Genomic DNA, 25,894 nt, shown 5'->3' with positions numbered 1-25,894 from the left:
GCTTGCGCTCTTGCGCGAACAACGAAAACTCCGTCGCGTTGCTCGCACCACACAGGCTTGCCGCGATCATCATCACGATCAGGTCGCCAAGCCGGTGCGTGGCGTTGGCGGCGCGCGGGTCAGGCACCGCGCCGAAATAGCTCTCAAGGCTGGAAATGGCAGTCGCTCCTTCGCTAAGACTGCCTTCCCAAAGAATCCCTTCTCAAACCAACTTCAAGCCTAAAATCGCCATATGCGATTCCCCTGCCCTTGAGGGGGAGATGTCGCCAAAGGCGACAGAGGGGGTCGCTGCGCGTGAAGCGCTAGCCTCCATCGGTCGCAGTACGTCGAGCCCAGTCGAACCGACCCCCTCTGGCCTGCCGGCCATCTCCCCCTCGAGGGGGGAGATTAGCCTCCTTGACCCTCCCACCTCCCGCGCTATCTTCGCGCCCATGTCAAAAGCTCCCGCTCCCCTCATCGTCATCGATCTCCAGACCAACATGTTCGACGGACGCGTCGAGCCGCCGATCCATGATGCGCCGGGCATCGCCGCGCGTACCCGTTCGCTGATCGACTGGGCGCGGCGCGAGGGCCGCAAGGTCGCTTTCGTCAGGCATGACGGGCCGGCCGGCGATCCGCTGGCGCCGGGCGAGCCGGGCTGGCCGGTGTGGCCGGAACTCGGCCAGGCCAGTGACGAGCCGACCTTTTCCAAGAACGTCCGCAATGCCTTCTCGAATGCCGCGCTTGGCTCATGGGTGGCCGGGCAGGGGGCCGATGAAGTCGTGCTCGCCGGCGCGCAGACCGATTTCTGCATCGCTGGCACGGTCAAGGGCGCCTTGGCCGAAGGCCTCGCCGTCACGGTGGTGTCCGACGCGCATTCCACACTGGACACCGAAGGCGAAACCGCAGTCGAGATCATCGCGCGCCACAATGCGGCCTTCGCCGAGGAGGGCGCCACGCTGGTGACGATGCAGGCGCTGACCGAAGCCTGACACGCTAACCGCACCGAACACTGGGAGACTGCCTTGCCAACCCTGACCTTGCCCGCCGAAGGCGGCTGCCGCTGCGGACGCGTCCGGCTGAAAATTTCCGCACAGCCGCTGTTGACCATGGCCTGCCATTGCACCGGCTGCCAGTCCATGTCGGCCAGCGCCTATTCGCTGAGCGCCGCCATCCCCTCGGATGGCTTCGAAGTCACGCAAGGCGAGCCGGTGATCGGCGGACTGCACGGCGCCTCGCGCCACTATTTCTGCCCGCATTGCATGAGCTGGATGTTCACCCGCCCCGAAGGGCTCGACTGGTTCGTCAATCTGCGCCCGACCATGCTCGACGAACCCGGCTGGTTCACGCCGTTCATCGAGACCTGGACCAGCGAGAAACTGCCCTGGGCGGAGACGCCTGCGGTGCACAGCTATGCGGCGTTGCCGGCGTTTGAGGACTATGAAGGGTTGGTGGCGGAGTTTGCGGGACGCTGAAGCTTCCAATCTCCCCCCGTGTGGGGGAGATGCCCGGCAGGGCAGAGGGGGGCGCGAAGGATCGCCGCCCTCGACGGTGCCGGCCGCTTTTCCTCTCGACAATCAGACACTTCCAACACGCTGATACGCCGGCGGACAGCGCCCCTCTCTGGCCTGCCGGCCATCTCCCCACGAGGGGGGAGATCAGCAGCTTCATCGAAGAAATTCCATCGAATCGATTGCGCAAACGTTTCGATCACCCTAAGCTTCCCCGAAATCCGCCATCAGAGCGGACGGGAAACGCATAGGGAGGAGCGCTTGCTGGCGCTGAATTGTCTTGCCGACAATGGCTGAAGTGGCGCGGCGCGCCGGCGTGTCGGTGTCGACCGTCTCTCATGTCGTCAACAACACGCGCTTCGTTTCGCTGGAAAAGGCGAAGCTGATCAACGACGCCATTGCCGCCATGGGCTATCAGCCCAACGAACTGGCGCGGTCGCTCAAGGCATCGACCACCAACAGTGTCGGCCTGGCGATCTCGGCGATTTCCAACCCCTATTTTACCGACATCATCTGCGCGGTCGAGGCCGAATGCGCGCGGCTCGGGCTGATGGTCTTTCTCTCGGACACGCAGGAAGATCCCGACCGCGAATTGCAAGTGGTGCGCGCTTTCCACCAGCGCCGCGTCGACGGCGTCATCCTGGCGCCGTCGGGCTCGCCGCAACGCGCCATCGACTATCTCGCCGACAAAAAAGTGCCTTGCGTTTTGATCGACCGCTTCGCCGATGACCGCTTCGACCAGATCGGTGTCGAGAACGACACGGCGATGCGCGCGCTGATCGACCATGTCGCCTCGTTCGGCCACAAGCGCATCGGCTACATCGCCGGACAGCCGGGGCTGGCGACGACGCGCGAGCGCATCGAGGCGTTTCAGGCGTCGCTCGCCGCCAATGGACTTGAAAGCGTGCCGCACTATGTCTCGCCGGAGAATGTCGACACGGCGGCGGCGACCGCATCGACGCACGCCATCCTGTCCCTGCCGTCTCCACCAACCGCATTGGTCACCGGCAACAACATGACGACGATCGGAGCCGTCCGCGCCATCCGCGAAAAAGGTCTCACCATCCCGCGCGATCTGTCGCTGGTCGGCTTCGACGATTTCGAATGGGCCGACTGTTTCGAGCCGAGGCTGACACTGATCGAGCAGCCCTGCACCGAGATCGGTCGGCAGGCGGCGGCGCTGCTCAGCGCCCGCATCGCGTCGACCGCATCCGCGCCGCGCTCGGTGCGGCTGCAGGCGACGCTGCAGGCGCGCGCCTCCTGCGGGAGGCCGAAATGACCGCGCCGCTTCTGGTGATGACCGGCGCCGTCAAACGCTTCGGCGGGGTGCAGGCGCTGCGCGGCGTCGACTTCGACCTCAAGGCGGGCGAGATCCATGCGCTGCTCGGCGAAAACGGCGCCGGCAAGTCGACGCTGATGAACCTTCTCTCGGGCGTCTACACGCCGGACGAAGGCACGATCGAGATCGACGGCAAACCCGTGCGCTTCAACAACCCGCGCGAGGCGCAAGCGGCGGGCATCGCCACCATCTTCCAGGAGCTCGATCTGGTGCCGTCGCTCGACGTGGCGGCCAATCTCTTCCTCGGCCGCGAGCTGATGCGTCCCGGCGGCTTTCTCGACGTGCCGGCAATGCGCCGCGAGGCGAAGAAGCGGCTGGAGGCCATCGAGATCGCCATCGATCCAGGGGCGATGGTGGCCGACCTGTCGATCGGCCAGCGCCAGGTGGTGGCGATCGTCAAGGCGCTGTCCTATGCCTCGCGCGTGCTGATCATGGACGAGCCGACGGCAGCCCTTACCGTGGGCGAGGTCGAGCGGCTGTTCGACATCATGCGCAAGCTCGCCGCCACCGGCGTCGGCATCGTCTACATCTCCCATCGGCTGGAGGAAGTGCCCGGCATTGCCGACCGGGTGACGGTGATGCGCGACGGTCGTGTCGCCGGGATTACCGAGCCGCACGCGCCGCAGGCCGAGTTGGTGCGGCTGCTGGTCGGGCGTCCCCTTGACGAGCTCTATCCGCAGCGTGCCAAGGCCGCGGGAAAACCGCTGCTTAGCCTGCGCGATGCAAGCTTCAGGCTCGCCCGCGACAGCGCCGGCTGGCAGGCGCCGCGAGGCGTGTCGCTCGATGTCCATGAAGGTGAGATCGTCGGTCTCGCCGGCATTATGGGGGCAGGGCGCACCGAGTTGCTCTCCGCGCTTTATGGCACCGGCCTGTCCGGCCGCTGGGAGGGCGAAGTCGCCATATCGGGCAAGCCGGTGAAACTCGATTCCATCAGCGCTGCCCGCCACGCGGGCATCGCCTTCGTCACCGACGACCGCAGGGGATCAGGCCTGATGCTGCGCATGGCCGTCGGCCTCAATCTGGTGATGTCGGTCATCCGCAGAATCTCACCGGCCGGGCTAATGTCGCCAAGCCGTCAGGCCGAGGCGGTGAAACAGTCCTTCGGCCAGTTCGATATCCGCCCGAAGAACCCGGATATCGCCGTCGGCGCGCTGTCCGGCGGCAACCAGCAGAAGGTGGTGCTGGCCAAGGAAATCCTCGGCAACCCGCGCCTGTTGCTGCTCGACGAGCCGACGCGCGGCGTCGATGTCGGCGCCAAGGGCGAAATCTACGCGCGGCTGCGGGCGCTTGCGGCACAGGGGCTCGGCATACTGGTGGCGTCCAGCGAAATGCCGGAGCTGATCGGTCTCTGCGACCGCATCGTGGTGCTGCGCCAGGGGCGCAATGTGGCGGAATTCATGGGCGGCGTCGACGAACACACGGTGCTGGCCGCGGCAAATGGCAGGGAGGCCTGATGGCGGACGACAAGATTTCGGCGGCAAGCGCGCCCGTGGCGGCGGCGCCTGCAAAGCATCGCGATCCGCTGGCGCTTATCGTGCGCTTCCAGAGCCTGATCGGCCTGGTGCTGGTGGCGATCGGCGGCATCATCTTCTCGCCGCGCCGCCATGGCGAAATCCTGTTCCTCAACCCCGACAACATCGCCAACATCGTGCGCGCCGTGTCGGAGACCGGCATTATCGCCATCGGCATGACCTTCGTCATCATCACCGCCGGCATCGACTTGTCGGTGGGAGCGGTGCTTGGCCTGTCCAGCGTCGTTACCGCCTCGATGATGATCTCCGGCGGCTTTGGCCTGATCCCCACTATCCTCGCCGTGCTCGCCCTGGGCATCGTCTTCGGCGCCATCCAGGGCACCATCTCGACGCGCTTCAGGCTGGAACCCTTCATCGTCACGCTGGCCGGCCTGCAGGCCGCGCGCGGCTTGGCGCTGGTTGTGTCAGGCAATCAGTACATCAACATTTCCTATGGCGACGGGCCGGGCCTGGCGCCTCCGGTGTTCGCCGTGCTGGGCGAGCGCCTGTTCAACAACACCGTGCCGGTGGCGACCCTGGTCTTCATCGTCTTTGCCGCAATCGCCACCATCGTGCTCAACACCACGCGCTTTGGCCGCTATGTCTTTGCCGTCGGCGGAAATGAGCGCGCCGCGCGCATATCAGGCGTGCCGGTTTCGATGGTGAAAATCTCGGTCTACGCCATCACCGGCTTTGCCGCCGCACTCGCCGGCATCGTCCACGCCGGCCAGTTCAATTTCGGCAGCGCCAATGACGGCATGGGCTATGAGCTGACGGCCATCGCCGCCGTGGTCATCGGCGGCACCAGCCTGTTCGGCGGCGCCGGCTCGATGGTCGGCACCGTCGCCGGCACCATCATGCTGGGCGCACTCGCCAACATCCTGCAGCTCAACAACATCACCCCCGCCATGCAGCTGCTCGCGACCGCCGCGATCATCGTTCTGGCGGCTGTGCTTCAATCCCTCGTTCGCCGCCGCGAGGGTTTGGGTCGTTAGGAGGAAGACGGCAAAACAGGAACGTCAAACCAAGGTCTGGCCCCCCGGCCCGACGAGGAGGAGAGAGTAATGACAACGACTACAAGAGCATCGACCCTCAAGGCCGTGCTTCTGGCCGGCGCCGGCCTGTGCATTGCAGGCTCTGCCTATGCCGCCGACCCGATGGTGAAAGCCTGCGCCAAGGACGGCCAGTTCATCATCGGCTTTTCGCAGGCCAACAATGCCGAGCCCTACCGCCAGCACGTCAATGACGAACTGGAGGCGGCGGCCAAGGAAGTGCCTGGCTTCACGCTGCAGATCGCCGACGGCGCCGGCAACGTCAACACGCAGACCTCGCAGGTCGACAATTTCATCACCCAGAAGGTCGACATCCTTTTGATCTCGCCCTTCGAGGCGGCGCCGCTGACGCCGGCGGTGAAGCGCGCCATGGATGCCGGCATTCCGGTCATCGAGCTTGACCGCAAGACGGTCGGCGACCCCGGCAAGGACTACACCGCCTTCATCGGCGGCGACAATTTCAAGATCGCCGAGGAAGCCGGCAAATACACCGCCAAGACCCTGCTGCCCGATGGCGGCGAGGCAGCGGTGCTGGAAGGCCTGCCGAGCTCGACGCCGGCCGTGGAGCGGCTGAACGGCTTCAAGGAAGGCGTGAAGGGAAATTCGAAGATCCAGATCGTGGCCGAGCAGGCCGCCGACTGGGTGCCGGACAAAGCGCAAGTCGCCTTCGCCGCCATGCTGCAGGCGCACCCCGACATCAAGGTGCTGTACGCCTCCAACGACATGATGGCCGCCGGCGCGCTGCTCGCCGCCAAGGGGGCGGGCAAGGACGTCAAGATCATCGGCACCGACGGCCTGCCAGGCCCGGCCGGCGGTATCGAAGCGGTCGCCAAGGGCGACTGGGCCGCGACTTTCACCTATCCGACGGGTGCCAAGGAAGCGATCGAGATGTCGAAGAAGATCCTGCTCGACTGCGCCACTTCGGTGGAGCCGACGGTGACGGTGGAAACGACCGCGATCACGGCCGAGAATGCCAAGCAGATGATGGGGAAGTGAGGGGCGGAGAGCCCGCCACTGAGGTTGATGCGCAAGGCCCCGGAAGGGGCCTTGTTTGCTTTGGGGGCAACGCTGGCCATGCCGAAAAACGGCAGCTTTGCGCCTCATGTCGGCCATAGAGGCGAACTTTGCCTCCGCCCGGAAGCAGACACTGCAATTGACCAGGCTGAAGGTCGTGGTCGCGCCAGAGCCTGCAAAGGCGCAACTCGGTACACGAGGGCGAACATTCCGCTGCGGAAACAACTTGAAGAAACGCTTCGCGACCCATAGCATGCCGCGCCATGGTGAAATCTGATCGGGAGGTCAGTGAGATCGGTCGGGTTTTTGAGCCAGTGCAAGGTAGGGAGGACAATAATTATGGCTTCCGAAGTACAGGCAAACAACGGCGTTAACGTAGAGGCGCTGCTCGGCGCACGTGAAGCGCTTACCAACGCCCCGGAGGCGGCGCAGTTCAAGTGGCGCGCGGCCTGCGAATGGAAGGATGGCACCCACAGCCACTCGTCGGTCGAGAGCTTCTACGGTCTCGGCGAGGATCAGCATCGCAAGACCACCTTCACATTCGACGCAGACCATCCGGAGGTCTTCGCTTCCCAGGACAAGGGCGCCACGCCCGTCGAATACGTGCTGGTCGGACTAGCGAGTTGCCTGACCGCCGGCATCGCCGCGGTTGCCCAGAACCGGAACATCCAGTTGAAGTCGGTGAAGGCGACCATCGAAGGCGACATGGATCTCGCCGGGATACTCGGCATCGACAGCGACGTGCGCAACGGCTTCAGCGGCATCACGGTGAAATACAACATCGACGCCGACGCCAAGCGCGAGGACATCGAGGCTATCGTCGCTCAGTCGCAGAAGCGGTCGGCGGTCTATGACATTGTCACCAATCCGACGAACGTCACGGTCGTGGTGAATTGAAAGGCACTTCGGGCCGTAGACTCTCCTGATGAGAGGGTGCGATTAGTTCCGTCACCACAGTGATCGTCGGCGCCGGGCACGCGGGGCTCGCGATGAGCCGCTGCCTGGCGGAGCGCTCTATCGACCATGTGCTGCTGGAGCGCGGCGAGATCGCCAATACCTGGCGCACCGAGCGATGGGATTCACTGCGGCTGCTCACCCCGAACTGGCAGAGCCGGCTGCCGGGCTTCCGCTATGAAGGCGACGACCCCGACGGCTACCGGACGATGCCCGAGGTGATCGACTTCCTCGGCACCTATGCCAAGGTGATCTCGGCTCCGGTCAGAACCCACACGACCGTTACCTCGGTTCGCAGCGACGGGGCGGGATATCTTGTGCGCACGGACCGCGGCGAGTGGCGGTGTCGGACCGTCGTGCTGGCGTCGGGCGCGTGCAATGTCGCGCGCCTGCCCGATTTCGCCGTCCGCGTGCCGCCGTCGGTCGCCATGCTGACGGCGCAGTCCTACCGCAATCCGGGTCAGGTCGCCGACGGTGGCGTGCTGGTGGCGGGCGCGTCGGCCAGCGGCACTCAGATCGCACTGGAGCTGCAGCGTTCGGGGCGTCAAGTGACCCTGTCGGTGGGCGAGCACATAAGGGCGCCCCGCGTCTATCGCGGCAAGGACCTGGAATGGTGGATGGACGCTGCCGGCGTGCTCGACGAGCGCTACGACGAGGTAGACGACATCAGGCGGGCGCGACGGGTTCCCTCGCTGCAGCTTGCCGGCACGCCCGGCCGCACCACCCTCGACCTCAATGCGCTGGTCGACCTCGGCGTCAGGCTCGTCGGTCGTCTTGCCGGCATCACCGAAGACGGCAAGGCCCAGTTTGCGGGGTCGTTGCGCAACATGTGCGCGCTTTCCGATCTCAAGATGGCCCGGCTGCTCGACCTCATCGACGAATGGGCGCGCGCCAACGGCCTGGACGCTACGGTCGGGCCGCCGGATCGCCCGCCGCCGACCCGTGTCGAGGACAACCCGCCGCTCGGCCTCGATCTTGCCGGAGGCTCTATCAGGACGATCATCTGGGCCACCGGCTACCGGCCGGACTACTCCTGGCTGGAACTGCCGGTCCTCGACCGCAAGGGCCACGTCCGTCACGACGGCGGTGTAGTGGAACATCCGGGCCTATACCTGATGGGGACGCAGTTTCTGCGCCGCCGCAAGTCTGCTCTGATCGACGGCGCTGGCGACGACGCGCGTGATCTCAGCGATCATCTGGCATCGTACCTCAGGCAAAGTTCAACCGGCTAAAGCAATTCCAGGAAAAGTGTGAACCGGTTTTCCGTCCGGAATTGCGTCAAAGGAAACAGGTTGGTTGCCGTGACAACCCCGAATTCTGCGCCCCTGCAGTCATATTCCCAAATGCAGCTTTGGCTTCCAGAAGGGGCGGAACAGCTCAATCTTGGGACAGCGGTTCATCACCACTTTCAAGCCCGCTTCCTCCGCCAACTGGGCGGCAGCGTCATCGCGCACCCCAATCTGAGCCCACAGAACCTTGGCATTGATTGCGATGGCCTCCTGTGCAACTTCCAGCAAATCCTCGGAGCGGCGAAAAACCTCAACCATATCGACAGGCCGGTCGATGGCCGCCAGTGACGGATACACCTTAAGCCCTCGAATTTCATCCAGACCGGAACTGGGGTTGACCGGGATCATGTCATAGCCGGTTTCGTGCAGCACCCTGAGAACACCATAGGAAAACTTGGTCTTGTCGGGGCTCGCTCCCACCATCGCTATGGTTTTGACCGATTTCAGAATGTGTTGCAGATAAGCCTCCGAATAGGGCTCGTCATGATTCATATGGGTCATTTCTTTGCTTCCAACGGGGTCGCAATGTCGGCTTTCAACTCATGCGGAGCCAGGGGGTCGAGGAAGGGGTTGCGATAGAGCTTGTCGTGGCTTTCAACGCCGACCTCCAGCGTGCAGTCGCTCATCGGGCGGGCGACGCAGAGGATTATGTAGCCATTGTTGATCTGGCGGTTGTTCAGCGCCCGCTGCGCCTTTTGATCGACCTTGCCGCTGATTATTTTGGCTGCACAGGTTATGCAGCCGCCATACTTGCACCCATACGGCAGATCCACTCCCTGCTCGCGCAAGCTTTGCAACAGGGGCTTGCGGTGATCGACGTCAAAGGCCGCACCGCCTTGATTGGCGAGAGTGATGGTGAAGCTGGTCATACCCAGATGTCACTCGTGCAGTCACCGCCGGGATAACGGGTTTCGTGGCAGCGGCTTGGTCCATTTGGTTCCTTACCAAAATCAACAACGAATAGCGGATCGATTTCCATGCCGCCGTTTTCCGTATCGCAATTGACCATCAGCATGCATCCGCCATTGGTGCGGATTTCCGGATAGAACTGATTGTCCCAGGTCGAGAAGAGCGAGGTCGTCACATAGAGGCGCTTGCCGTCGAGGCTGAGTTGTATCATCTGCGGCCCGCCAGTCACTTTCACGCCGTTGACCTCGGGCGCACGGCCGAGAAGTCCGCCCATCCACACTTGTCCGGTAAGCTTGGCGTTGTGAGGGTCCGAGATGTCGTATTGACGAATGTCGCCATGCAACCAGTTGCACAGATAGAGGTATCTATCGTCCATGCTGAGCAGAATGACCGAGATCACGCCCGGTATTGGTATCGGCCATTCGGGATGTGGCTCATTGCCGACATCGACAATTTTTTCCCATTGCCAGTCACCCGCCGCGTCCTTCCACCAATGGATGATATTTGCAGAAAGGGCCGCGCCAACAAAGCCGTGACTGCTGTCGGGGTTATGATGGAATCGCACTTCCAGTGGGATCAAGCCATCTTCACCGAGATAGAATGTTTGCTTTGGCTCCTTCTTTTCAAAATCCCAGAAATGGATCTCTCGGCCATATTTCAGATGACCAACCTCTTCCAGGTCAAAGCCAGGCATGAAGGTATTGGGCGCGGCCCATTCCGAGCTGACCATTACGTTGTGTCGCGGCTGGTACCAGAAATCATAACCAAACTTGATACTGCCCATGGAGTTTTCCCAGCGGCCGACGACCTCGAACTCCTTGCTGAGTTGCAAATAGCCGCCGGGGGCATTGCCCTGGGCGTCACCAAGCATGGAAACGATGATGTCCGAGCCGAGGCAATGCACCGTGTGTGGCGCCGACAGGTTGGTCCTGGCTTTGATTTCAGCGCCGTCTATCACCTTGAACAGTATCGGGCTGCGCGGGTCGGTACCGCAATCGACAATATGCAGATTTGACGAGCGCACACCCGGCACGATCAGATATTTCCGCTCCATGCTCGCATCGCCATGGCACGACGAACAGGCATTCCAGCCCGAGTGATGAAGCTCATCGCCAATGCCCGGCATTTGCAAACGCGAAATCACCTGGCTGTAGGTCGAACTCTCCGGGTCGACATCGATGGTGCACAGATAGTCCGGCTTCTGAATGCCCGTGCCGGTGTAGATGGCAATCGTATAGAGCAGCTTTTCGCGAGGTGCCGTCATCGCCTCGGCTGGAGAAGCATAGCCCGGTCCACAGCAATGATTGGTCATGGGTACTTCCCTTTGAACAGATCACTGGCCAGCCCCAACGGGGTCGAGCTGGAATGTTAGTGCATGCTTGGCATTGGCGCCATGGCCGGGGTGGCTTGTGAAGTGCGCACGTGACGTACAACTTGGCGACAGAGCCCCCGTGGGACACCACGTATTGACCGCCCGAGGGTTATTGAGAACCCTTGCAGCGGCCCAATCATCATCGGAGCGTATGGCAGCGAACCGTAACCAGGTCAGCACGGCGCTTAAAGGTCCGCTTCTGGCCTTCCGAGCCTCGAAGCCGCCATTCCGCTTTCGGCCAAAATGCGACTTCAGCCCTCGGTTCCGACACGTCCGCTCATAGCGCGCTGGCGTCCTGTAGGCACGTGCTTGTTCTCTCGCCCGCCTTCAGGCACGCCACTTGTCTGTCCATCAGCCCCCCAGAACACAGGCTCATTCACGGCGTGGTCGTGAACCCGCACTGCTTCTGTTCCATCTCGATCTGCTTGGTGATGCGGATGGCGTTCTGGGCGTAGGCTTCCGTCACCGAGCCGCTGTTGACGGTCTTGTCCTTCAGCGGGCTGACGGCGGCGCAGAGGTGGAAGACATGCTCCGTGTCGGACTTCGCGGCGCCGTTTTCCGGCGCGATCCAGTACACGACATCCTGGCCGGCGGGGTGTGCCGCGTCCTTGGTCGCATCAGCCACCGTGGTGGAGTCGGTGGCGATCGCCTGCGCCTGGGCGGCGACCTCGGGTGAACAGGCCGTGGTCGGCTGCCCCGCCTTGATCTGGGTCGCGCACGCGTTCATGTCCTGCGTGTACTGCTCGACCGACGGGGGCTGGTAGCTGACCCCGATCAGCGTCGCAACCACGGCGAGCACCGCGCCGATGCCGCCGGCAACTTTCTTGCTCTTCGGGTCCATGTTCTTGTCGTTGAGGATCAAGAGAACCAGCGGCAGGAAGGCAATCAGCGTGATGATCGCGCCGAGCTGGTTCTGGACGAAGAACCTGAATGTCTCGGATGCGCGGGCCGGATCCTTCCTGTTGGCCGCCTTCCAAAGCAGGCTGCCGGCGATGGCGAAAATCGCGATCCCGACCAGAATGCCGATCAGCAGCGGCAGGTTTCCGTGGTCGAACTTGTGCTTGTAGAGCAAGACAATCCCAGCGATCTCGCCGCCAATGGCAATGATCCACGAGAGCGCTGCGAAAAGGCGCAGCCGCGAGGCGCCGGCCTTCTGGCCCTGCGATGCTTGCCAATCCTTGGTAACGTCTGCGGCCGGCTTGTTGTCGTCAGTCATGACCAGGTCCCCCGATGTCGACACTTTTGCAGGGCGGCGTCAAAGGCGCCCGGCGCAGCGTCATTGAACGAACGTCGCCTGCCTCAGCGCGAAAGCGCCACGGCAGACCGTACCCCCATCCATATTGCGCATGATTGGATTCGTCCATACCCACGGGGAGGGCCGATGCGGTGGTGGTTGCGTTCCATGCGCTCGATGGGGGTAAGTTCACTCGCCGGCGGTGGCACCGCCGCCCTTCATCCCGGAAAGATCGTAAAGCCGCCATCGACGCGGAGGACCTGGCCGTTGATGAAGCGCGCGCGCGGGCCGGCGAGGAAGGCCACCGCCTCGGCGATCTCTTCCGGCTCCGCATAGCGGTTCAGCGATTTCCTGCTCGAATCCATGCGCTCCGGATCGACCACGCGGGTCGCCTGGAAGCGTGCCGTCTTGGTGGCGCCGGGGCTGACCGCGTTGATGCGCACGCCGTCCTCCATCAGTTCCTTGGCGAGGCAGCGCGTGTAATGCACGACCGCGGCCTTCAAGGTGGAATAGACGACCTCGGGCGAGCAGCCGATATGTGCCGCCGCCGACGCGATGTTGATGACGGAGCCGCCGCCGCGCTGCTTCATCGGCGGCACGAAGGCCTGGCAGACCAGCATCGTGCCGATCAGATTGTTCTCGGTGAGCACGCGGATGTCGTCGAGTTCGATGTCGAGGGCGTTGTTCGGGTTCGGCTTGCCGCCCTTGGCGCCGATGTCGCCGCCGGCACAATTGACCAGCACATGCACGTCGCCGAGATCGGCCTCGATCTTGCGCTTCATCTCGGCCACCGCCTTCTGGTCGCCTATGTTGCCGGTCACCGACGTCACCTTCGTGCCATGCCGCTTCAGGCGCTCAACCACTTCGCCGAGATTGGCGAACTCGCCGTATTTGGCCGGCGCTGTTTCGTCCATGTCGTGGATCGCGACATTGGCGCCGAGTTCCGCCAGGCGCTCGGCCATCACGCGGCCGAGGCCACGGCCGGAGCCGGTGACGAAGGCGGTCAATCCATCGAGTTCACGTGTCGTCATCAGATCTTCTCCGCTAAACCAAGGTTGCGCATGTTGGCGGCGCTGCGCCGGATCATGTCGAGCTCATAGGAAACCAGGGACCCATCGTCTTCGCGCTCCCAGGGGGTACGGTAGTCGGCATCGTCGGGTAGCCGATTGCGCTGGGCTGCCGCCAGGCAGGCGGCAAATTCGCGCGCCGTCTTCTCGGGATAGCCGCGCCACCAGTCGTCGCTGAGGAAGCGGACATGCCGCGCCTCCAGGGCGCCCGGTTCGAGAACGGCGGTCATGCGATCGTGGTGCTGGCCAAGAATTGCAAACAGCTCGGCAAACGGCACAGCGCCATCGCCGATGGCACAACGGATCAGCCGGTAGCCCTCGCTCGTGAACTGCACGCGGTAGTCCTTGAGGTGGACATGGCGGACATGAGGTGCGATCCGCCGCGTAAAATCGAGCGGCGCTTCGCCGACCGGGAATGTGTTGCCGGTGTCGAAGGTGACGCCGACGCCTTGACCGCCAAGCGCGCAGAAATCGACGAGTTCCTGGCTGGTGAAATCCTGGTGGTTTTCGATCGCGAGGACATAGCCTTCGGCAGACGCACGGGCACCCCACTCCACCAATCGCTCCCGAATGATGCCGCCGAATTCGCTCCATTGGTCGCCGGCGGCGTTGCGGTCGCCACACAGAACCGGCGTCAGCGCCGTCCGAATGATCTTGGCCTTCAACAGGCGTGCGGCCCGAAATGCATCGTCAAGCGGTTCGCCCACCAGAAGGCCGCCGCTGACGATCGGCGTGATGCCAAGGCCGGCGAGCCGTTCGCGCAGCGCGATCACCGCGTCGTCGGAAAGCTCCGTCAGCCAAGGCACCCAGATTTCCAGCACAAGCGCGCCGAGTTCGGTCGCCAGCGCGATGAAACCTTCGAGCCCCGCAGGTTGGGGATTGGCGCGTGGCGTGCCGCGGCCCTGCAGGCCGAGATGATAGGTCAGGCCATAGGGGTTCAGGCCGACCTCAAGCATGAAGCGATCCTTTGGTTCTGTCATCGCAGGCCGGCATCCACGGTGATCGACTGCTTGGTGATCATCCGGCTGTCGTCGGCGGCGAGAAACAGCACCGTGCGCGCGATCTCATCGCCGAGCAGAACCCTAGGGATCATCTGGCGCTGCACGACCCGGTCGACCGCACCTTGAGTCTTGAACCAAAGCTGCCGTTGCCGGTCGGTGATGACGGCGCCCGGCTCGATGGCGTTGACACGGATGTTGTCGGGGCCGAACGCCTGCGCCAGCGCGAAGGTCAAGCCGATCACCGCGGCCTTGGCCGTCGCATAGGGTGCCATCTCCGCCGCGCCGAAACGCCAGGCGATCGAGGAAAAGTTGACGATCGAACCAAAGCCCAATTCCTTCATGTGCGGATGCACGGCCTGGGCGGCAAAGAAGTGGTGCCTGAGGTTCACGTCCTGGGCGTGGTCCCAGTGCGCCTGCGTGATGTCGGCGACCCGCTGGCGATTGTCGTCGGCGGCGTTGTTGACCAGCACCGCGACCGGTCCGAGGCGCTCGCGCACCGTGCCGATCGCAGCCTGGAGGGCAGGGATATCGGTCACGTCGCAGCGCAGGAACAGCGGCGCGTGCGGCGCTGTGGCGGCGAGCTCCCGGGCGAGCGCCTCGCCCGCCTCCTGCTGCAGATCGAGAAACGCCACGCGCGCGCCATTGGCGGCGAAGGCGCGGACCGTGTCGGCGCCGATGCCCGATGCGCCGCCGGTGATCAGCACGACACGCTCAGTCAGGCTCGGATAGGTGGCGAAGGACAATGCGGATCTCTCTCAGATCAGGCGTTGGGTCGTCGGGTCGAACAGGCACGCACGCGCCATGTCGATGCCGAGCGTCACCGTCTCACCCATCCGTGGCGTGCCGTCGGGGTCGAAGCGGCCGGTGATCTCCTTGCCGCCCAGGCGCAGAACGGCCATGGTCTCCGCACCTGTCGGCTCGACCAGTTCGACCACGGCATCGATTTGCGCAATGCCTGGCTTGCGACGCGCAAGATCGGGATCGAACCGGTAGATGTGCTCCGGCCGGATGCCGAGAATGAGCTGTCGCGGCGTATCGGATGGGAGCGCCTGGACGATCGGCAGGCTGGCCGTCTTGCCGTCGGCGGTCTGCAAGGCAACAGCGGGGTGGCCGCCTTGCTGGCTCAGTTCGGCCGGCAGAAAATTCATCGCCGGCGAACCCATAAAGCCGGCGACGAACATGTTGGCCGGACGGTTGTAGATCGTCGCCGGCTCATCGAATTGCTGAACCTCGCCCTGATGCATCACGGCGATGCGCGATGCCAGCGTCATCGCCTCGACCTGATCGTGGGTGACGTAAACCGTCGTCTTGCCGACGCGGTGATGCAGCTTCTTGATTTCGGTGCGCATGTCGACGCGCAGCTTGGCGTCGAGATTGGAGAGCGGCTCGTCGAACAGGAACAGTTTCGGATCGCGCACCAGCGCCCGGCCCATGGCGACGCGCTGGCGCTGGCCGCCTGAGAGCTGTCCGGGCTTGCGCCCAAGCAGCGGCTCGATCTGCAGGAAAGCGGCAACCCGCTTGACGGCCTCGTCCTGCTGCGGCTTCGGTACGCGGCGGCTTTCCATACCGAAGGTGATGTTCTCGCGCACCGTCATCGTCGGGTAAAGCGCGTAGGACTGGAACACCATGGCGATGTCGCGGTCCTTCGGCGCAACCGAATTGACCAGCCTTCCGTCGATGCGGATCTCGCCGGAGGTTACCGTTTCCAGCCCGGCGATCATCGCCAGCAGTGTGGACTTGCCGCAGCCGGACGGTCCGACCAGCGCGATGAACTCGCCGTTCTGCGCCTCGAGATCGATGCCCTTAAGCACCTCGACCGCGCCGAAGTTCTTGCGCAGGGCACGGATGGTCAATGTCGACATGCGATGCCCTTCTTCCGAGACGGGACGATCGGCGACATCAGACAGGCTCTGCTCATTTGATCGCGCCTCATTTGATCGCACCTTGGGTCAGGCCGCGGACGAAATACTTGCCGCCGAAGAGATAGATCAGCAGCGGCGGCAGCGCGCCGATCAGCACGGCGGCGCTCATGACATCGTAGGCGCGGACATTCGTGCCGCTTGCCGTCAGCGCGACCAGCGCGGCCGTGATCGGCTGCTGCTGCCCGGAGGTGAAGACGACACCGAACAGATATTCGTTCCAGATGCCGGTGAACTGCCAGATCACCGTGACGATCAGGATCGGCGAGGAGAGCGGCAGAATGATCTTGCGGAAGATGCGCCAGAAGCCCGCGCCGTCGATGCGCGCCGCCTTGATCAGATCGTCGGGGATGCTGACATAGTAGTTGCGGCAGAACAGGGTGGTGAACGAAATGCCCTGGATGACGTGGATGAGGACGAGCCCGTAGACCGAATTGCTGAGACCCAGATTGCCGAGGATGAACGCCCACGGCATCAACGAAATCTGGCCCGGAATGAAGACGCCGAGCAGCATGCAGGTGAACAGCGCTTCCGAACCCTTGAAGCGCCATTTCGACAGGATGTAGCCGTTCATTGCGCCGACCGCCGTCGAGATGATCGTCGCCGGGATCGTCATTTTCAGCGAGTTGTAGAAGTTGCGCTGCATGCCCTCGCAGGTACCGCCGATGCAATAGCTGCTCCAGGCTTGGCCCCAGGCTTCGAGGCGGAAGCTGCGTGGCAGCGAGATCAACCCGTTGCGCGCGATCTCTTGCTGGTCGCGGAATGAATTCAGCACCACGACCAGCAACGGGATCAGATAGATCGCCGCAAAGATAACCAGAAGCCCGTAGATGACCAAGCGGGTGAGGAAATGCCGGCGCGCCGCAACAGTGGCAGCGCGATGATCGAGCGACTGATCCAGTAAGACGTCAGCCATGGCCGGCTTCCTTGCGCCGGCGCCAGACAACCCAGAAGGAATAGGGCACCAGCACCACGGCAAGAGCGGCAAGCATCATGATGGCGGCGGCCGCACCTTCGCCGATCTGGCCGCGTTGGAACATCAGGTCATAGACGTAGATGGCGGGGAAGGTGGTCGAGATCCCCGGGCCGCCTTTGGTGAGGGCCGCCACAAGGTCGAAGGTCTTGATGGCGAACTGGATCTGGATGACAGCGACCGCCAGGAAGATCGGCGCAATCGTTGGCAGAAGCACTTTGCGATAGATGCGGAAGGTCGATGCGCCGTCGATCTGCGCGGCCTTGACGAGGTCCTGATCCACCGAGCGCAGACCGGCCAGGAAGAGCGCCATGGCAAAGCCCGAGGACTGCCAAACGCCGGTGATGATTACCGCGTAGATCGCATAGTGTCGGTCGCTGGCGAGTGCGAAGCTGAAGCTCGTCCAGCCGAAGCCGCGCACCAGCGCCTGGATGCCGTCGACCGGGTTGTAGAGCCAGCTCCAGACCGTGCCGGTGACGATGAAGGAGACCGCCAGCGGATAGAGGAAGATGGTGCGCCAGGCGGCTTCGCCGCGCACGCGCTGGTCGATCAGGATCGCCAGCAGCAGTCCCACGGCCATCGAGCCGACGATGTAGAAACCGCTGAAGAAGAAGAGGTTGGTGTAGGCGATGTTCCAGCGTCGGTTCGCCCACAGCGACGCGTAGTTGTCCAGGCCGACGAAGCCGTAGGTCGGCAGCAGCGAGGAGTTCGACAGCGAGATGTAGAGCGTCCAGCCGGTGAACACGAAGACGTAGATGAAGCTCGCCACCAGGGAAGGGCCGAGCACCAGCAAGGGCACCGCGGAGCCCAGCCGCTCCCGCCAAGGGCGGGCGGGCGCCGGGACCGACAGGATCAGGTCGTGATTTGACATTCAGAGCACAGGACTGGGATGGAGGATGGCCGGGTGCGGATAGAAATTGCGCCCGGCCGTTCCCGTCTACTTCTGTGCTTCTGCCGCGTCGGCCATCGCATTGGCGCCATCCTCGGCTGACATATCGGGCGTCGCCACGAACTCGGTGATGGAGTCCATGATCGCGCCGCGCATCTTCTGCGGGATGGTCATGTTGTGCGCCATCGAGCGCACCAGCGTGCCTTCCTTGATCGAAGCCTGCAAATCCTTCTGCGAGATCTGCTGGCACGGATTGAAGCCCTTCGACAGATCGATATCCAGGCGTGCGGGGATCGAGCCCTTGGCCTGGTTGAAGACCGTCTGGAAGTCGGCCGACAGGATCAGGCTGGCAAGCAGCTTCTGGCCGTCAATGTAATCCTGGTCCTTCTGCTTGAAGAACACGACCGAGTCAGAGTTGAGGATGAAGCCGGGTTTGCCCCAATCGGTCGGCGCCTGGGCGCAGACATAGTCGGTGCCTTCCTTGAAGCCGGCGGCGGTCAAAAGGCCGATCGTCCAGTCGCCCATGATGTGGAACGCCGCGTCGCCCTTGCCGACGAGCGCCGACATCGAATCCCAGTCGCGGCCGACCATGCCCGGATCCATGTACTTGCTCGTCATCAGGCGCATCTGCTCGAAGGCCTTGACCATCCCCGGGCTGCGCATGGATTCGACGTCGCCCTGGACGAAGGCCTTGCGATAGAGATCGATGTCCTGGCCATAGAGCACGACCTCGAACACCGTCGAATCCGTCCAGTCGGCGGTCGAATGCGAGATGCAGATCTTGCCTGAGGCGACGATCTTGTCGCAGGCCGCATTGAACTCGGCCCAGGTCTTGGGCATTTCCGCCACGCCGGCGGCCTGCATGACCTTCGGCGAGGCCCAGAGCCAGTTGATGCGGTGGATGTTCATGGGCGCGGCGACCCATTTGCCGGTCGGTTTCATCACCGGAAGCAATTCCGGCGCGACCACTTTCTCCCATCCCTCCGAGGCCGCCAGTTCGTCGAGATCGGCGGTCATGCCGGTCTCGTTCCACTCGGCGATTTCGGGGCCTTTAAGCTGCACGGCAGGCGGGGCATTGCCGGCGATCACGTCGGCACGCAGCTTGGCCAGCGTATTGGCTGTGTGACCGGCGATCGAGGTCTGTTCCCATTTGCCGCCCTTGGCGGTGAACATCTCGCCGAGCTTGGCGATCGCCTGGGCGTCCGATCCGGTCGACCATTGGTGCAAAAGGTTCGTCTTGGGCTCGGCGAAGGCTGCTCCGGCGACAAGAGTGCACGCAGCAGCAGCGACCGCGAAGGCGGTCATGGCGGATTTCATGGTTTCACTCCCACATATGGTTGCACGGTTCGTCTCGACCGCTTATGGCCGCGGGTTTGAAGCCGCCGCCGGCGAGATGCGTTAATCTCGAGTTCTTTCCAAGATGACATATTGGAACTATCAGTCAACGATGTTTATGTTGGTTCATGACAAAACCTTCGCTTAGAACCTGGCTGATCGACAGACCGTCCGCGTCGCCGGAGAGCATGATCGTGCGCTGCCTGAGCGAGCGCGGCGTGCTCTCCGCCTCGCAGATCGCACGTGTCACCGGTCTGGCGCGCTCGACGGTCTCAACCGCGCTCAACGGCTTGAGAAAATCGGGGATGGTGATCGAAGCCCCGGCCAGCAGCGATGGCATCAGAGGTATCGGCAGGCCAGCCGCGGCCGTTACGCTCAATCCGACAGCGGGCACTTGCGTCGGAATTCATTTGGCTCTTCAGCAGATACGGCTCATCGTCGCCGATGTCTCGCATTCCGTCATTGCCGAACAAACTATATCAATGGCTCTGGACTACCAGCCGCAACAGGCGGCCCAGATGGTCAAATCGGCAATTGCCCAATCTTACAAGGAAAACGGTCTGCCGATGGCGGGGCTCCTGGGGGTTGGGGTTTCCGTCTCCGGCCCTGTCAGCCGCGATGGAGTGGTGCTGCGCGCGAGCATGGTTCCAACATGGGCCGGCGTCAACATACGAGATGTGTTCGGACCCGTCCTGGAACAGCCGATCTTCGCCGACAACGAGAGCAACTGCTCGGCCATTGCGGAGCTGATGTGGGGCGCGGCCGTCGGCCAGGACGATTTTGTGCTGTTCAAGATCGATCTGGGTGTCGGCGGGGCCATTGTCCAGCAAGGCCGGCTGGTGACGGGCATCGCCGGCGGCGCTGGTGAATTCGGGCACATCAGCATCGATCCCGGCGGCGATCTTTGCCGCTGCGGCAATCGCGGATGCCTGGAGCTCTATGCGAGTTTTACCCGGCCGCTGGAACAGATTTCGCGTGTCGTGCGGCGGCAAGTCACCATGGACGATGTCATCACCATGGCCGAGCAGGGCGACGTCAGGGCGTTGCGGATGATCGAGGATACCGCCGAGATCGCCGGCCGGGGTCTCGGCCTGATCGGCTCGGTGCTCAATCCGCCGCTTATCATCATCGGCGGCCACATGGCTCTGGCAGGCGACATTCTGTTGACGCCGCTGATCGCGTCCTATGAACGCCACACGCTCATCAAGTCCCGCGATATCGCTCCGGCCCTGCGCACGCGCATCATCGTTGGCAAGCATACCGAGAACGACGCCTTGCTGGGCGCGGTCGGCCTGGTGCTGAGACACCAGACGAAGGAACTGTCGCTCGGCTGATCGTCAGGCAGGCCGGGTCCCGTGCTTGTTCAAGTCAATTGCACGTATCGGCAGCCCTAAGCGCTTCGGCGCGGGACGATTTGGGCAAATCCGCGATCCGTTGAACAGAAGCGTAAAACCTTGGATAATTGCCCGAACACAAGTCGAACAAGCGAAGAAAGGCCGGAACCTGTTCACCGTAGACAGAAGTCGCGGCGAGCTTTGCGTTGTTGATCGGGGAATTAAACCAGGCGTCATACCCCCGGTATCCGGCCCAGCGCCGGTCGCGCATCTGCCGGTAGCGCATCCGCAGCCTGTCGATCGTGGCGGCTTTCGCGGCCGCCATCTGCTCCGGGGGACGGGGACTTTCATAGACCTGCCTTAACTCGTCGCGCGTTTTCGACACCAGTCCGAGAAAATCGGCGCTGCGCTTGCGATCGGCTTCGTAGCGGCGCAATCCGGCCCGATCGCCGGCGGCGCGGAGCCATTTCCTGACGCCAGAGGTTTCGACGGCAACGGCGAACGCCTCGTTGAATGCGGAGTCGCCATTCACATACAGGCGCTGGTGCGCCAGTTCGTGAAAAACAAGGCTTGCCAGATAGGTGTCGTCCTGACGCAGCATGGTGCTCAGCAGCGGGTCACTGGACCAGCCCAGTGTGGAATAGGCGGTGACGCCCGAGACATAGACGTCGAGCCCCTGTTTATGAAGCTCGACAGCGTTCTCAGCCGCAGATTTCCTGGAGAAGTAACCCCGGTACGGGACGCAGCCAAAAACCGGAAAGCACCATGTTGCGGGCGCGAGCGAGAATTGCGGCGCGGCAAAAACCGCCCAGGTCACGGCGTCGCGATGGATGTCGACATAGCTGCGGTAGCTGCTGTTGTCGGGTAGCGCCAGTTCATCTGTCGCAAACCGTCTTATGGCGCTCGCCGATGTCAGCTTGGCGCGCAAGGCCTCGGGCGTCGAAGGATCATGGATGAGTTTCCCGACATTCCTGCGCGCGGCCATGATCTGCACATGGCCCTCCAGCGACTGCGCGTAGTAGGAAATGCTTGTGCAGCCGGCCACCCCGGACGCCACGATCACCGCGGCAAGCATCCGAAGAACGCGCTTCACGGTTTGCCCACCCTTGCCCATCTCCCCATGAATCGATGTCTCGATCCTCCGCTCTCAAACAGGCGCACGGATTTTCGTCAAGCTCTACAGGGGCAACGGGTCGGACTTTCGACTTGGCAGGGTTGGCAATGCGGCCATTCGCCTTCGATGGTCGGAAGTCCACCGGTATCGGCGGAGCCGCGAATCTGTGTTAAGCCGCCGCCAATCAACCAAAGGACGACAGCTGTGAGCGAACCGACCGTGGCCCAGGCGACCGAGAGCATTTATGCCTCGCTTCGGGCCGACAATGCCGACATCGACGCACATATCGCGACGCTCAAGGCGGCGCTGGCTCGAGAAGGGACAAAACAGGCGGTGTTCGATCCGACCAAGTTGGCGCAGAACAACCGCCAGGGCCGCAAGTTGATGCAGGCTTATTTTCGGCAACGCGGCGTGGGCGTGAGCTTTTCGAACTAGCAGAGCCGCGCGCGTCGACTAGCTCCTGGAAAAAGCCCAGACCGGAAACGCCCGCAGTGTTGCCGTATAATTGGTGACGCGCTTCTTGCCGAGCAATATTGAGCGCAATATTGCAGTTGCCGCCGCCGCCATTTGAAATGGCCTCGCCCAAACGTCCGTTGCTGACTCGGCGACGCTGCAGTCGGCTGCCTCACGAATCGGCTCAAGTCAAGAGATACCCGCTTGCGAGCCGGGTATTTTGCTGACATGCTCTGTTTTATATGGGGTTTTTCACCGTGGCAGGTGTTCAAATGGAAGGGCAAAAGCATGGCAAAGGAATCTACGAATACCGTTCCTTCAGAAAAGAAGGCGGACACAAATCTGATAGCTAACGCAGAAGGAAACGGGCTGAACTTCTTGGGGGTTCAGGCTCGCGAGAACGGGGCCCCCGGCGACGCTGTAGGTGTCGACAAGATACGTGACCTGCTGTTCGGCAACCAGATGCAGGACTATGACCGCCGCTTTTCCAAGCTCGAAGAACGCGTCTTGCAGCGCTTCAAGGATGTCGAATCCGAAGCCAAGCGCAATCTTGAGATGTACGAGTCAAACGCCAAGAAGCAGGTCGATTCGCTTGCGGGGCAATTGCGGAACGAAAAAGATTCGCGAGCCGACGCCGATAAGGAGATTGACCGGAATCTTCGCGAGCAAAACCAGGCGCTTGAAAAGCAGGTGCGCGCGTTGTCGGATCAATTGAGCGCGTTTGAGCGCGACGTCGCGGACCGGATAAATCGAAACGATCATTCGCTGCGTGAGGAAATCAAGCAGAAGAATGAAGGCGTTCAGATGCTGATCGAGAAGATGTTTGCCGATCTCAGCAACGTCAAGACCGACCGAAATCTTTTGGCTGGCCTGTTTGTCGAGGTAGCAAAATGTCTGAATCAGGATCCCGTCGGCAGCAAGAGCAATTCGGACCGTAGCTGGAAAGCGAGTTGATGGGACCTTGACGTCAACCGTCGACCCACTCAACCTACCGCAAAGAACAGCCTCGAACGATACAGAGATTGATCGCGAGGCTCTGGCTCGTCTTTTGATCGAAATTGCCCGGAACGTTGATCCGGACTACCGTGCGCGTTTCGACGGAGTTCCAACCGCCGATCCTCGCATGGAAACGCTTCGCCAGTTGCTGGTCAGCCGCGAAATCTCGGAGCTTTCACGAGTTACGCATCTGCTGGACGAACCGGAGCAGCTTGCGACAGCAGTGGGCGACGTTCTTCCCAGTGCGGCCGCACGAGCGTCTCATGCGCAACTCGGCGAGGCGCTTGCGCCAGCTGTCGAAAGGGCTGTGCAACGGTCGATCCAGAAGAGCCCGCGTACGCTTACGGATATATTATACCCGGTGTTTCTGCCGGCAATTCGCAAGTCGATCGGGGAAAAGATCGACCAGACCTTTCAGTCGCTGAATGAAACTTTAAGGCATATATTTACCTGGCATGGTCTCAAGTGGCGATTTGAGGCCTGGAGAACGGGTGCAAGCTTCTCAGAAGTTGTTCTGAAGCACTCTCTTGTCTATCGAATAGAACATGCCTTTCTCATTCATCGCAATTCCGGTCTTTTGATAGCGCATGTAACGGCCGATAATGCGACGAGCGAAGATCCTCAGCTTATTTCTTCGATGCTTAGTGCAATTCAAGATTTTGTGAAGGATTCATTTAACGAGAAAGAGCAGAGCGGCCTGGACACAATCCGTTTTGGCGAGCTTCGTCTCTGGTCAGAAGTTGGACCGTTTGCGACCCTGGTTTCGGTGATCCGGGGAAATCCGCCAGAGGGATTGCATGAAATACTTCGCGATGTATTGCTTCGCATCCATGAGGAATCCTCACAGGCTTTAGAGCAGTTTGACGGCGACGGTTCGCAGTTGGCCAGCGTAGAGGCGCAGTTGCAGACCTGCGTCGAGCTCAAGCAGGAGGAATCAAACGAGGGATTTCCGTGGCTGGTGGCGGCCGTTGCCCTGGTGCTTTTGAGTCTGGCAGGCGGTTGGTACTTTCTTTCTTGGCAATCCGCGCAGCGCTGGCAAGCTTATGTGTCGCGCTGGCAGGCTTACGTGTCGCGACTGGAGGCCCAGCCGGGCATCATCGTTGCCGAACAACAGGTACGCGATGGCCAATTCTATATTGCCGGCCTGAGAGACCCGCTTGCCGCCGACCCGCAGTCGCTGTTGTCTGGAACGGAGGTCGATCCCGCCCAGGTTCATTCGCGGTGGCAATTCTATCAGAGCCTTCAGCCGGAGTTCGTGCTGAAGCGGCTGACGGCATCGCTGGCTCCGCCGGATACAGTACGACTGTCGATCGCCAATGATCGCATCGTTGCCGAGGGTGAGGCTCCCGACACGTGGATAGATCGGGCGCGCGCAGCGGCCCAGCAGCTTTCGGCAGGCGGGCCGGTCTTCGATATCTCCGGGGTCCGTGATGTAAGCCCCGAAGTACGCGCGGCGGAGCGCTGGCAGGCTTACGTGTCGCGACTGGACGCCCAGCCGGGCATCATCGTTGCAGACCAAAAGATAAGCGGCGGCCAATTCTATATTGCCGGCCTGAGGGACCCGCTTGGCGCCGACCCGCAGTCGCTGTTGTCTGGAACTGAGGTCGATCCCGCCCGGGTTCATTCGCAGTGGCAATTCTATCAGAGCCTTGAGCCGGAGTTCGTGTTGAAGCGGCTGACGGCGTCGCTGTATCCGCCGGACACAGTGCGACTTTCGATCGTTAATGGTCGCCTCATTGCCGAGGGTGAGGCTCCCGACACCTGGATAGATCGGGCGCGCGCAGCGGCCCGACAGCTTTCGGCAGGCGGACCGGAATTCGATATCTCCAAGGTTCGTGATGTGAGCCCCGACGCACGCGCGGCGGAGCACTGGCAGTATTATGTGTCGCGACTTGAGGCCCAACCGGGAATCATTGTCGCCCAACAAACAGCGAGGGGCGGCCAATTCTACATTTCCGGCCTGAGAGACCCGCTTGCCGCCGACCCGCAAGCTCTGCTGTCCGGAACGGAGGTTGATCCTGCCCGCGTTCATGCACAGTGGCAATTCTATCAGAGCCTTGATCCGAAGTTCGTGGTCAAGCGGCTGACGGCGTCGCTGAACCCGCCGAAGTCGGTTCAGCTTTCGATCGTCCAGGGTCGCATCGTTGCCGTGGGTGAGGCTCCTGCCGGCTGGATCAACCGGGCGCAGGCGGCCGCCGAACAGCTTTCGGCGGACGGAGTGATTCTGGATGTCTCGCAGCTGAGTGAGCTGAACCTTGCAGAACTTAATTATTTGAGAGAAGCCATCCAGACGACCGATATCTTCTTCCCTTCCGGCAAAGTTGTGCCGGGACCAGAGCAGACGCCGGTTCTCGACAGGTTGGCGGATCAAATAAAGGAATTCGCCGAAAAAGCCCGCAAGTCAGGCGTATCAGCGCGGTTCATGTTGACCGGCCATTCGGACACCACGGGCCGTGAGACGGCCAACGCATCGATCAGCGCCGCCCGCGCCGAGACAGTTCGTGCGCTTCTCAACAAGCGTGGCGTCGCTCCGGAACTGCTACTGGTTCGGGGCGCGGGCACTTTTGAGCCACTGGTGCCTGAAAATAGTCAAACCGGGAACTCCACCAATCGCCGGGTTTCGATTACTGTAAACCTGGACTAGTGGGG

General features: G+C 62.3%; 25 protein-coding genes and 1 pseudogene. 12 read left to right on the top strand and 14 right to left on the bottom strand.

Going from position 1 to position 25,894, the window contains the following annotated elements; translation table 11 throughout:
• Nucleotides 1–127: pseudogene (locus AC1D1B_RS30295) on the bottom strand (ISAs1 family transposase); the annotation flags it as partial.
• A gap of 304 nt (nucleotides 128–431) precedes the next feature.
• Between AC1D1B_RS30295 and AC1D1B_RS30290 the strand changes: the two are divergent.
• From AC1D1B_RS30290 to AC1D1B_RS30255, 8 genes are all read left to right on the top strand, one after another.
• Complete coding sequence (locus AC1D1B_RS30290) at nucleotides 432–971, top strand: isochorismatase family protein (RefSeq protein WP_477337094.1); 540 nt, start codon at nucleotides 432–434, stop codon at nucleotides 969–971.
• Between the two features lie 33 nt (nucleotides 972–1,004).
• Nucleotides 1,005–1,454 (top strand): GFA family protein, encoded by a 450-nt coding sequence (locus AC1D1B_RS30285; protein WP_477337092.1) that lies wholly within the window; start codon nucleotides 1,005–1,007, stop codon nucleotides 1,452–1,454.
• 316 nt (nucleotides 1,455–1,770) lie between these two features.
• Nucleotides 1,771–2,769, top strand: coding sequence for a LacI family DNA-binding transcriptional regulator (locus AC1D1B_RS30280; RefSeq protein WP_477337090.1), 999 nt, complete (start codon nucleotides 1,771–1,773; stop codon nucleotides 2,767–2,769).
• Nucleotides 2,766–4,283, top strand: coding sequence for a sugar ABC transporter ATP-binding protein (locus AC1D1B_RS30275; protein WP_477337088.1), 1,518 nt, complete (start codon nucleotides 2,766–2,768; stop codon nucleotides 4,281–4,283). The genes AC1D1B_RS30280 and AC1D1B_RS30275 overlap by 4 nt, the downstream gene beginning before the upstream one ends.
• Complete coding sequence (locus AC1D1B_RS30270; RefSeq protein WP_477337086.1) at nucleotides 4,283–5,335, top strand: ABC transporter permease; 1,053 nt, start codon at nucleotides 4,283–4,285, stop codon at nucleotides 5,333–5,335. The genes AC1D1B_RS30275 and AC1D1B_RS30270 overlap by 1 nt, the downstream gene beginning before the upstream one ends.
• 69 nt (nucleotides 5,336–5,404) lie before the next feature.
• Nucleotides 5,405–6,388: a substrate-binding domain-containing protein gene (locus AC1D1B_RS30265; protein WP_477337084.1), complete on the top strand. Its 984-nt coding sequence runs from the start codon at nucleotides 5,405–5,407 to the stop codon at nucleotides 6,386–6,388.
• Between the two features lie 357 nt (nucleotides 6,389–6,745).
• Nucleotides 6,746–7,303, top strand: a complete 558-nt coding sequence (locus tag AC1D1B_RS30260; RefSeq protein ID WP_023679231.1) for an OsmC family protein — start codon at nucleotides 6,746–6,748, stop codon at nucleotides 7,301–7,303.
• Between the two features lie 59 nt (nucleotides 7,304–7,362).
• A complete protein-coding gene (locus AC1D1B_RS30255; RefSeq protein WP_477337082.1) occupies nucleotides 7,363–8,592 on the top strand; it encodes an NAD(P)-binding domain-containing protein in 1,230 nt (409 codons plus the stop codon).
• A 99-nt stretch (nucleotides 8,593–8,691) separates the two neighbouring features.
• On the opposite strand, the gene AC1D1B_RS30250 is transcribed toward AC1D1B_RS30255, so the two are convergent.
• From AC1D1B_RS30250 to AC1D1B_RS30195, 12 genes are all read right to left on the bottom strand, one after another.
• Nucleotides 8,692–9,141 carry a CoA-binding protein gene (locus tag AC1D1B_RS30250; protein WP_477337106.1) on the bottom strand — a complete coding sequence of 150 codons (450 nt, stop codon included), beginning with the start codon at nucleotides 9,139–9,141 and terminating at the stop codon, nucleotides 8,692–8,694.
• A gap of 5 nt (nucleotides 9,142–9,146) precedes the next feature.
• Nucleotides 9,147–9,518, bottom strand: a complete 372-nt coding sequence (locus AC1D1B_RS30245) for a 2Fe-2S iron-sulfur cluster-binding protein (RefSeq protein ID WP_477337080.1) — start codon at nucleotides 9,516–9,518, stop codon at nucleotides 9,147–9,149.
• Entirely contained in the window at nucleotides 9,515–10,870 is a 1,356-nt protein-coding gene (locus AC1D1B_RS30240; protein WP_477337078.1) for a selenium-binding family protein, read from the bottom strand. Before AC1D1B_RS30240 ends, AC1D1B_RS30245 begins: the two co-directional genes overlap by 4 nt.
• A 436-nt stretch (nucleotides 10,871–11,306) precedes the next feature.
• A complete protein-coding gene (locus tag AC1D1B_RS30235) occupies nucleotides 11,307–12,146 on the bottom strand; it encodes a hypothetical protein (RefSeq protein WP_477337076.1) in 840 nt (279 codons plus the stop codon).
• 236 nt (nucleotides 12,147–12,382) lie between these two features.
• On the bottom strand, nucleotides 12,383–13,195 hold the full coding sequence (locus AC1D1B_RS30230) for an SDR family NAD(P)-dependent oxidoreductase (protein ID WP_477337074.1): 813 nt from the start codon (nucleotides 13,193–13,195) through the stop codon (nucleotides 12,383–12,385).
• On the bottom strand, nucleotides 13,195–14,211 hold the full coding sequence (locus AC1D1B_RS30225) for a sugar phosphate isomerase/epimerase family protein (protein ID WP_477337073.1): 1,017 nt from the start codon (nucleotides 14,209–14,211) through the stop codon (nucleotides 13,195–13,197). The genes AC1D1B_RS30230 and AC1D1B_RS30225 overlap by 1 nt, the downstream gene beginning before the upstream one ends.
• Nucleotides 14,208–14,975 carry an SDR family NAD(P)-dependent oxidoreductase gene (locus tag AC1D1B_RS30220; RefSeq protein ID WP_477337071.1) on the bottom strand — a complete coding sequence of 256 codons (768 nt, stop codon included), beginning with the start codon at nucleotides 14,973–14,975 and terminating at the stop codon, nucleotides 14,208–14,210. Before AC1D1B_RS30220 ends, AC1D1B_RS30225 begins: the two co-directional genes overlap by 4 nt.
• Before the next feature lie 12 nt (nucleotides 14,976–14,987).
• Complete coding sequence (locus AC1D1B_RS30215) at nucleotides 14,988–16,094, bottom strand: ABC transporter ATP-binding protein (protein WP_477337069.1); 1,107 nt, start codon at nucleotides 16,092–16,094, stop codon at nucleotides 14,988–14,990.
• A gap of 67 nt (nucleotides 16,095–16,161) precedes the next feature.
• On the bottom strand, nucleotides 16,162–17,067 hold the full coding sequence (locus tag AC1D1B_RS30210) for a carbohydrate ABC transporter permease (RefSeq protein ID WP_477337067.1): 906 nt from the start codon (nucleotides 17,065–17,067) through the stop codon (nucleotides 16,162–16,164).
• Nucleotides 17,060–17,995: a carbohydrate ABC transporter permease gene (locus tag AC1D1B_RS30205; RefSeq protein ID WP_477337065.1), complete on the bottom strand. Its 936-nt coding sequence runs from the start codon at nucleotides 17,993–17,995 to the stop codon at nucleotides 17,060–17,062. Before AC1D1B_RS30205 ends, AC1D1B_RS30210 begins: the two co-directional genes overlap by 8 nt.
• A gap of 66 nt (nucleotides 17,996–18,061) precedes the next feature.
• Nucleotides 18,062–19,330: an ABC transporter substrate-binding protein gene (locus AC1D1B_RS30200; protein WP_477337063.1), complete on the bottom strand. Its 1,269-nt coding sequence runs from the start codon at nucleotides 19,328–19,330 to the stop codon at nucleotides 18,062–18,064.
• A gap of 124 nt (nucleotides 19,331–19,454) precedes the next feature.
• Nucleotides 19,455–19,688: a hypothetical protein gene (locus AC1D1B_RS30195; RefSeq protein WP_477337108.1), complete on the bottom strand. Its 234-nt coding sequence runs from the start codon at nucleotides 19,686–19,688 to the stop codon at nucleotides 19,455–19,457.
• On the opposite strand from AC1D1B_RS30195, the gene AC1D1B_RS30190 reads away from it, so the two are divergent.
• Nucleotides 19,585–20,682: an ROK family protein gene (locus tag AC1D1B_RS30190; RefSeq protein WP_477337104.1), complete on the top strand. Its 1,098-nt coding sequence runs from the start codon at nucleotides 19,585–19,587 to the stop codon at nucleotides 20,680–20,682. The two genes, AC1D1B_RS30195 and AC1D1B_RS30190, sit on opposite strands and share 104 nt — an antisense overlap.
• A gap of 34 nt (nucleotides 20,683–20,716) precedes the next feature.
• On the opposite strand, the gene AC1D1B_RS30185 is transcribed toward AC1D1B_RS30190, so the two are convergent.
• On the bottom strand, nucleotides 20,717–21,757 hold the full coding sequence (locus AC1D1B_RS30185; protein WP_477337102.1) for an aminopeptidase: 1,041 nt from the start codon (nucleotides 21,755–21,757) through the stop codon (nucleotides 20,717–20,719).
• Nucleotides 21,758–22,000: 243 nt separating this feature from the next.
• Between AC1D1B_RS30185 and AC1D1B_RS30180 the strand changes: the two genes are divergently transcribed.
• From AC1D1B_RS30180 to AC1D1B_RS30170, 3 genes are all read left to right on the top strand, one after another.
• Complete coding sequence (locus tag AC1D1B_RS30180) at nucleotides 22,001–22,231, top strand: hypothetical protein (RefSeq protein WP_477337061.1); 231 nt, start codon at nucleotides 22,001–22,003, stop codon at nucleotides 22,229–22,231.
• Nucleotides 22,232–22,537: 306 nt separating this feature from the next.
• A complete protein-coding gene (locus AC1D1B_RS30175; protein ID WP_477337059.1) occupies nucleotides 22,538–23,203 on the top strand; it encodes a hypothetical protein in 666 nt (221 codons plus the stop codon).
• A gap of 7 nt (nucleotides 23,204–23,210) precedes the next feature.
• Nucleotides 23,211–25,889, top strand: a complete 2,679-nt coding sequence (locus AC1D1B_RS30170) for an OmpA family protein (protein WP_477337057.1) — start codon at nucleotides 23,211–23,213, stop codon at nucleotides 25,887–25,889.
• The last annotated feature ends 5 nt before the right edge of the window (nucleotides 25,890–25,894 follow it).

This window comes from Mesorhizobium sp. P2_C5_2 (assembly GCF_056404535.1).
Note: the sequence above shows the minus strand (reverse complement) of the source record. Positions and strands in the feature narration are given on the sequence as shown.

Bases quoted from the DNA above. Each gene is read 5' to 3' on its own strand.
- AC1D1B_RS30290 (WP_477337094.1), top strand. From the start codon at position 432: ATGTCAAAAGCTCCCGCTCCCCTCATCGTCATCGATCTCCAGACCAAC.
- AC1D1B_RS30275 (WP_477337088.1), top strand. From the start codon at position 2,766: ATGACCGCGCCGCTTCTGGTGATGACCGGCGCCGTCAAACGCTTCGGC.
- AC1D1B_RS30270 (WP_477337086.1), top strand. From the start codon at position 4,283: ATGGCGGACGACAAGATTTCGGCGGCAAGCGCGCCCGTGGCGGCGGCG.
- AC1D1B_RS30265 (WP_477337084.1), top strand. From the start codon at position 5,405: ATGACAACGACTACAAGAGCATCGACCCTCAAGGCCGTGCTTCTGGCC.
- AC1D1B_RS30260 (WP_023679231.1), top strand. From the start codon at position 6,746: ATGGCTTCCGAAGTACAGGCAAACAACGGCGTTAACGTAGAGGCGCTG.
- AC1D1B_RS30250 (WP_477337106.1), bottom strand. From the start codon at position 9,141: ATGAATCATGACGAGCCCTATTCGGAGGCTTATCTGCAACACATTCTG.
- AC1D1B_RS30245 (WP_477337080.1), bottom strand. From the start codon at position 9,518: ATGACCAGCTTCACCATCACTCTCGCCAATCAAGGCGGTGCGGCCTTT.
- AC1D1B_RS30240 (WP_477337078.1), bottom strand. From the start codon at position 10,870: ATGACCAATCATTGCTGTGGACCGGGCTATGCTTCTCCAGCCGAGGCG.
- AC1D1B_RS30235 (WP_477337076.1), bottom strand. From the start codon at position 12,146: ATGACTGACGACAACAAGCCGGCCGCAGACGTTACCAAGGATTGGCAA.
- AC1D1B_RS30230 (WP_477337074.1), bottom strand. From the start codon at position 13,195: ATGACGACACGTGAACTCGATGGATTGACCGCCTTCGTCACCGGCTCC.
- AC1D1B_RS30225 (WP_477337073.1), bottom strand. From the start codon at position 14,211: ATGACAGAACCAAAGGATCGCTTCATGCTTGAGGTCGGCCTGAACCCC.
- AC1D1B_RS30215 (WP_477337069.1), bottom strand. From the start codon at position 16,094: ATGTCGACATTGACCATCCGTGCCCTGCGCAAGAACTTCGGCGCGGTC.
- AC1D1B_RS30210 (WP_477337067.1), bottom strand. From the start codon at position 17,067: ATGGCTGACGTCTTACTGGATCAGTCGCTCGATCATCGCGCTGCCACT.
- AC1D1B_RS30205 (WP_477337065.1), bottom strand. From the start codon at position 17,995: ATGTCAAATCACGACCTGATCCTGTCGGTCCCGGCGCCCGCCCGCCCT.
- AC1D1B_RS30200 (WP_477337063.1), bottom strand. From the start codon at position 19,330: ATGAAATCCGCCATGACCGCCTTCGCGGTCGCTGCTGCTGCGTGCACT.
- AC1D1B_RS30195 (WP_477337108.1), bottom strand. From the start codon at position 19,688: ATGCCATCGCTGCTGGCCGGGGCTTCGATCACCATCCCCGATTTTCTC.
- AC1D1B_RS30185 (WP_477337102.1), bottom strand. From the start codon at position 21,757: ATGCTTGCCGCGGTGATCGTGGCGTCCGGGGTGGCCGGCTGCACAAGC.
- AC1D1B_RS30175 (WP_477337059.1), top strand. From the start codon at position 22,538: ATGGCAAAGGAATCTACGAATACCGTTCCTTCAGAAAAGAAGGCGGAC.